General features: G+C 65.0%; 4 protein-coding genes. All 4 read left to right on the top strand.

The genetic code is table 11. The features are described 5' to 3' along the window. Positions 1 to 607: FAD-dependent oxidoreductase (locus DBR23_RS28260; RefSeq protein WP_158276507.1), on the top strand; the 607-nt coding region annotated here is incomplete at its 5' end. Positions 608 to 640: 33 nt separating this feature from the next. Beyond that, the gene (gene preA, locus DBR23_RS28255) at positions 641 to 1954 is read left to right on the top strand and encodes an NAD-dependent dihydropyrimidine dehydrogenase subunit PreA (RefSeq protein WP_108500268.1); all 1314 of its coding nucleotides are present in this window, start codon (positions 641 to 643) and stop codon (positions 1952 to 1954) included. Between the two features lie 220 nt (positions 1955 to 2174). Beyond that, complete coding sequence (locus DBR23_RS28250) at positions 2175 to 3632, top strand: NCS1 family nucleobase:cation symporter-1 (protein WP_108500267.1); 1458 nt, start codon at positions 2175 to 2177, stop codon at positions 3630 to 3632. Positions 3633 to 3713: 81 nt separating this feature from the next. Beyond that, entirely contained in the window at positions 3714 to 5165 is a 1452-nt protein-coding gene (gene hydA / locus DBR23_RS28245) for a dihydropyrimidinase (protein WP_108500266.1), read from the top strand. Positions 5166 to 5287 lie beyond the last annotated feature (122 nt).

Here is a 5287-nt window from a genome sequence, read left to right as displayed (position 1 = left end):
GGCTGAGCCCACGGCCACTGGCCTGCGCAATGCGGTGGACTTCATTGCCGAGCTGCGCCAGAGCACCGACCTCTCCACCCTGCCCGTAGGCCGCCGCGTGGTGGTGATTGGCGGCGGCATGACGGCGGTGGACGCCGCTGTGCAGTCGCGCAAGCTGGGCGCGGAAGAAGTGACCATCGTCTACCGCCGGGGCGCAGAGGCCATGTCGGCATCGGCCGTGGAGCAGCAATGGGCGCAGACGAATGGCGTGACCATTCGCCACTGGGCAGCACCGAAAGAGGTGCTGAGCGAAAACGGCGCGGTGAAGGGCGTGCGCTTCGCAGCCACGGCACTGAGCAGCGGCAAGCTGGTGGAAACTGGTGAGACCTTCACGCTCGATGCCGACATGGTGCTCAAGGCCATCGGCCAGACCTTTGTGGCCGAGCCCGTGGGCAACCGCATTGCATTGGAGGGCGGGCGCATCGCCACCGATGCCGAAGGCCAGACCAGCCTGGCGCGTGTGTGGGCCGGTGGCGACTGCCGCGTGGGCGGCCGCGACCTCACGGTGGAGGCTGTGGAGCACGGCAAGGTCGCCGCTGTTTCCATCCACGCCGCACTGATGGCTTGAACCCCTTCCCCCCAGTTTTCACGGGAGCACCCCATGGCAGACATTCGCAGCAATTTCCTGGGCATCCAAAGCCCCAACCCCTTCTGGCTCGCGTCCGCACCGCCCACCGACAAAGAGATCAACGTCACCCGCGCCTTTGAGGCGGGCTGGGGCGGCGTGGTGTGGAAGACGCTGGGCGAAGACCCACCGGTGGTCAACGTCAACGGCCCGCGCTACTCCACACTCATGTCGCAAGACCGCCGCGTGATCGGACTGAACAACATCGAGCTGATCACCGACCGGCCTCTGCAGACCAACCTCAAAGAGATCAAACGCGTCAAACGCAACTGGCCGGACCGGGCCATGATCGTATCGCTGATGGTGCCCTGCGTGGAAGAGAGCTGGAAGAACATCCTGCCGCTGGTGGAAGACACCGGCGCCGACGGCATCGAACTCAACTTCGGTTGCCCACATGGCATGAGCGAGCGCGGCATGGGCGCGGCCGTGGGCCAGGTGCCTGAATACATCCAGATGGTAACGGCCTGGTGCAAGCACTACAGCAAGCTGCCCGTGATCGTGAAGCTCACGCCCAACATCACCGATGTACGCCACCCCGCGCGTGCGGCCAAGGCGGGCGGGGCCGATGCCGTGTCGCTCATCAACACCATCAACTCCATCATGGGCGTGGACCTGGACCGCATGGTGATGAGCCCGAGCACGGACGGCTGGGGCTCGCACGGCGGCTACTGCGGCCCGGCTGTCAAGCCCATTGCGCTGAACATGGTGGCCGAGATCGCACGCGACGCCCAGACCGCAGGCCTGCCCATCAGCGGCATCGGCGGCATCACCACTTGGCGCGATGCGGCCGAGTACATTGCGCTCGGCTGCGGCACAGTGCAGGTGTGCACGGCCGCCATGGTGTACGGCTTCAAGATCGTGCAGGACATGTGCGATGGGCTGTCCAACTTCATGGACGAGCACGGCTACGCCACGCTCGACGACTTCAAGGGCCAGGCCGTGCCCACGGTGAAGGACTGGAAGAACCTCAACCTCAACCACATCGAAAAGGCTGTCATCAACCAGGATGCCTGCATCCAGTGCGGCCGCTGCCATGTGGTGTGCGAAGACACCTCGCACCAGGCCATCACCTTCACCAAGGAGGGCGGCGTGCGCAAGTTCGAGATCAACGAGGCCGAATGCGTGGGCTGCAACCTGTGCGTGTCGATCTGCCCCGTGCCCGAGTGCATCACCATGCGCGCACTGGAGCCGGGTGAAGTCGATGTGCGCACGGGCAAGACGGTGACGGGCGAATACGCCAACTGGACCACGCACCCCAACAACCCGCAGCGCGTGTCTGCCGCAGCTTGATATGCGCCCCTGCGTGCGTTGCCACAGACCGTGCAAGGCGTTGTGACAGCACCCTTTGTGGTGCCGATTTGCAACGCATGTTGCACTGCATCTGGTGCAGTTCTTGCGTGATCTCTAGCATCGCTCGCTTCCCTTTGCCCGCCATCTGCCAGCGTGAGGGCGCTGGAACAGACAGCGGGTTGTGTGCAACCCCAACGACGTCTTTGACAGGAGTACAGGCATGACCAACAGTACCGGCAGCGCGGCCCATGTGGCGGGGCTGATGCCCGGCGACGCATCCAACACGCTCGCCAATGAAGATCTGCTCCCCACCACCGCCGCGCAGCGACACTGGACGTGGAAGGACTTTGCCGCACTCTGGGTGGGCATGGTCGTGTGTGTGCCCACCTACACCATGGCCAGCTCCATGCTGGACCAAGGCTTCACCTGGCAGATGGCCGTGTGGCTGGTGTTCCTGGCCAACTGCATCGTGCTGGTGCCCATGGTGCTTATCGGACGCGTAGGGCCCCGGTACGGCGTGCCGTTCCCGGTGCTGGCGCGTGCATCGTTTGGCGTGAAAGGCGCCAACCTGCCCGCCGTGCTGCGCGGGCTGGTGGCATGTGGCTGGTTCTCCATCAACTGCTACTTTGGCGCGCTGGCGCTGCACGGGTTCCTCAACATCCTGGGCATGAACCTGGCTGGACCGGCCGATGGGCAGACCATCAGCACCTCGCAGTTCATGTGCTTCCTGGCGTTCTGGGCGGTGCACATCTGGTTCATCTGGAAGGGGCCTGAATCCATCCGCATGCTGGAGGTGATTGCGGCGCCGCTGATGATCATTGCGTCCATCGCACTGGTTGTTGTGCTGATGATGAAGGTGCCCTCGGGCCAGCTCTTCAACCTGCCCGCCAAGGTGGTCGAAGGCGGCCCCAAGACCTGGGCGGCGCTCACTGGCCTGGTCGGCTTCTGGGCCACGCTCGCACTCAACATTCCGGACTTCACCCGCTTTGCCAAGTCGCAGAAGGACCAGGTGGTGGGGCAGGCCATCGGCCTGCCGATTCCCATGGCGCTGTTCTCCATGGTGGGCGTGATCGGCTTCTCTGCCTCGGCCATCCTGTACGGCAAGGCCCAGCTGTTCCCCGATGGCCTGCTCACGCAGATGGGCAGCGTGGCCGCAGGCCTGGGCCTGCTGGTGATCTTGCTCGCCAACCTCACCACCAACGTGGCCGCCAACCTGGTTTCGCCGTCGTATGACTTCAGCCAGTGCGCGCCGTCCAAGATCAGCTTCCGCATGGGCGGCCTGATCGCTGCAGGCATCGGTCTGCTGTTCATGCCCTGGAAACTGCTGGCCACCTCGGGCGGCTACCTGTTCACCTGGCTGGGCGGCTACGGCACGCTGCTGGGCGCCATCGCGGGCATCCTGCTGGTGGACTACTACTTGGTGCGCAAGAGCGAGCTGAAGGTGGACGACCTCTACCGCCGTGGCGGTGAATACGAGTACAGCAACGGCTGGAACCTGCAGGCCCTGATCGCTTTCGCACTGGGCGTGCTGCCCTGTCTGCCCGGCTACCTGGCGGTGTCGGGTGTGGTGGACAAGGCGGGCATGCCTGCCATCTGGCTGTCGCTGTTCGACTCGGGCTGGTTCTTCAGCCTGGCGGTGGCCGGCACCTACTACTACCTGACGGCCAAGAAGAAGTGATGCCCCGGACCCTGCCTGGGCCTGGTGCCAGTGCAGGGTCCCTTTTTTTTGATTTGATCCGTATCCCTGAAGGAGACCCCCATGACCCAAGCCCTTGTGATCCGCGGTGGCACCGTGGTCAACGCCGACCGTGAACAGCGCGCCGATGTGTTGTGCGTCGATGGCCGCATCGTGGCCGTGGGGGAAGATGCTGCGGCCCAGGCCCCCGCAGGTGCGCAGACTCTGGACGCCAGCGGCCAGTACGTGCTGCCCGGCGGCATCGACCCGCACACGCACATGCAGCTGCCGTTCATGGGCACCGTCACCATGGACGACTTCTTCACCGGCACGGCAGCCGCATTGGCTGGTGGCACCACGAGCATCATCGACTTCGTGATCCCCGACCCGCAGGAGCCCATCTTGGACGCCTATCGCAAGTGGCGGGGCTGGGCCGAGAAGTCTGCGGCCGACTATTCCTTCCATGTCGCCATCACCTGGTGGAGCGAGCAGGTGCGCGCCGACATGGGCACGCTGGTGCAGCAGGAAGGCGTGAACAGTTTCAAGCACTTCATGGCCTACAAGAACGCCATCATGTGCGACGACGAAACCCTGGTGAACAGCTTCAAGCGCGCGTTGGAGCTGGGCGCCATGCCCACGGTGCATGCCGAAAACGGCGAGCTGGTGTACCTGCTGCAGCAAGAGGTCGCCAAGATGGGCATCACCGGCCCCGAGGGCCACCCGCTGTCGCGCCCACCCATGGTGGAGGCCGAGGCCGCCAACCGTGCCATCGCCATTGCCGATGTGCTGGGCGTGCCCATCTACGTGGTGCATGTGAGCTGCATGGAGTCGGCCGACGCCATTGCCCGCGCCCGTGCGCGCGGCCAGCGCGTGTACGGTGAAGTGCTGGCAGGCCACTTGTTGGTGGATGACAGCGTCTACCGCGACCCCGATTTTGCCAAGGCCGCCGCCTATGTGATGAGCCCGCCCTTCCGCCCCAAGGGCCACCAGGAGGCGCTGTGGCGCGGCCTGCAGTCGGGCCAACTGCACACCACGGCCACGGACCACTGCACCTTCTGCGCCGCGCAAAAAGCCATGGGCAAAGAGAACTTCGCCAAGATCCCCAACGGCACGGGCGGCGTGGAAGAGCGCATGGCCGCGCTGTGGGATGGCGGCGTGAACACCGGGCGCCTCACCCCATCCGAGTTCGTGGCCATCACCTCGGCCAACGCGGCCAAGCTGTTCAACATCTACCCGCGCAAGGGCTACATCGGCGAAGGCGCCGATGCCGACCTGGTGCTGTGGGACCCGCAAGGCACCAAGACCTTCTCCGCCAAGACCCAGTTCAGCAAGGGCGACTTCAACATCTTTGAAGGCCGCACCGTGCGCGGCATCCCCAGCCACACCGTGAGCCAGGGCCGCGTGGTGTTTGCCAACGGCGACCTGCGGGCCGAGCAGGGCAAGGGCCGCTACATCAAGCGCCCCGCGTTTGGCGCCAACTTCCAGGCCGTGCAAAAGCGTGCGCAGGACCTGGCCCCCTCGGCGGTGGCGCGCTAAGCGCTGCAATGCATCTGGAGAACACCATGGACACCAAAGTCAAACCCGACATCGAGAACCTGCGCATCAACGGCGATCGCCTGTGGGCATCGTTGATGGAGCTGGCGCAGATCGGCGCCACC

Source organism: Acidovorax sp. HMWF018 (genome assembly GCF_003061035.1).
Taxonomy (GTDB): Bacteria; Pseudomonadota; Gammaproteobacteria; order Burkholderiales; family Burkholderiaceae_C; genus Acidovorax; species Acidovorax delafieldii.
This window is presented reverse-complemented; position numbering and strand designations above follow the sequence as displayed.